The following is a 1,114-nucleotide window of genomic DNA, read 5'->3' on the forward strand; positions in this document are numbered from 1 at the left end:
CGGGTGGATTCACAAACGAAGTGCAAATGCCAAAGTAATACAGGTATTTGCATTGAGGTTGACGAATGGCTTCCCACTACCAGCACCTGAGCTTTGAAGAACGTCGCAAGATTGCCAAATGGCGCGAAGGCAAGATGCCGGTGCCGGAAATTGCAGATCGGCTTTCGCGCCCACCCTCGACAATCTATCGGGAACTGAAGCGCAATACGTTTCTGGACGCCGAGCTTCCGCAGTATAGCGGCTACTATGCGGTGACGGCCCAAGACAAGTACGAGCGCCGCCGTGCGGTTCACCGAAAGCTGGTTGCCCACCCGGAGGTGAAGGCAGCGGTCGAAGATGCGCTCAAGGCGGGTTGGTCTCCGGAACAGATTGCTGGCCGAATGCGGCTTGAGCAGCACCGCATCTGCGTCAGCCATGAAACGATCTACCGCTTCGCTTACTCGAACCTTGGCCTTGAGGAAGCGTTCTATCGCCACCTGCCCGAGCATCGCAGACGTCGCAGGCCGCGAAACCACCGACGACATCAGCGTAGTCACATCCGGGACAGCCAGAGCTTGTGTCACCGGCCTGCGGTTGTTGCCGAGCGTCAGGAGTTCGGCCACTGGGAATGCGATCTGATGATGTTCCGCAAGGAAAACGGCAAGGTGAATGTCACCTCCCTGGTCGAGCGGGTCAGCCGGTTTACCGTTGTCATGCGCAATGAGGATCGCCACTCCGAGCCGATCATGGAAGCGCTGATCGCGGGGCTCGCCCCCTTGCCCGCCGAAGCACGCCAGTCAATCACCTTTGATCGTGGCACCGAGTTCTCTGCCTGGCGGCGACTGAAGGACGGGATCGGCGCTGCGAGCTGGTTCTGTGATCCGCAGGCGCCATGGCAAAAGGGAACGGTCGAGAACACGAACGGCAGGCTGAGAAAGCACCTGCCCCGCTCGACCGACCCGACGGCACTGACAAATCGATATTTGAGGTCGATTTGCCAGCGCCTCAACTCCACACCGCGCAAGTGTCTCGGCTACCGGACACCCGCGGAGGTCTTCGAGAGCAACCTGATGGCCATCAGAAACAGACTGGAGTAGAAGAAAAACAACGATTTGCGCTTCGGCGTGAGTTCTCA

At 58.8% G+C, this 1,114-nt stretch carries 1 protein-coding gene; it reads left to right on the forward strand.

Annotated features, from left to right (window positions below; translation table 11 throughout):
• Positions 1 to 65 precede the first annotated feature (65 nt).
• The gene (locus tag CHB77_RS17900) at positions 66 to 1,076 is read left to right on the forward strand and encodes an IS30 family transposase (protein ID WP_089389476.1); all 1,011 of its coding nucleotides are present in this window, start codon (positions 66 to 68) and stop codon (positions 1,074 to 1,076) included.
• Positions 1,077 to 1,114: the final 38 nt, after the last annotated feature.

Source organism: Paracoccus sediminis, assembly GCF_900188295.1.
In the GTDB taxonomy this organism is placed as follows: Bacteria; Pseudomonadota; Alphaproteobacteria; order Rhodobacterales; family Rhodobacteraceae; genus Paracoccus; species Paracoccus sediminis.

Excerpts from the sequence above, each read along its gene's own strand:
- CHB77_RS17900 (WP_089389476.1), top strand. The coding sequence starts at position 66 with ATGGCTTCCCACTACCAGCACCTGAGCTTTGAAGAACGTCGCAAGATT.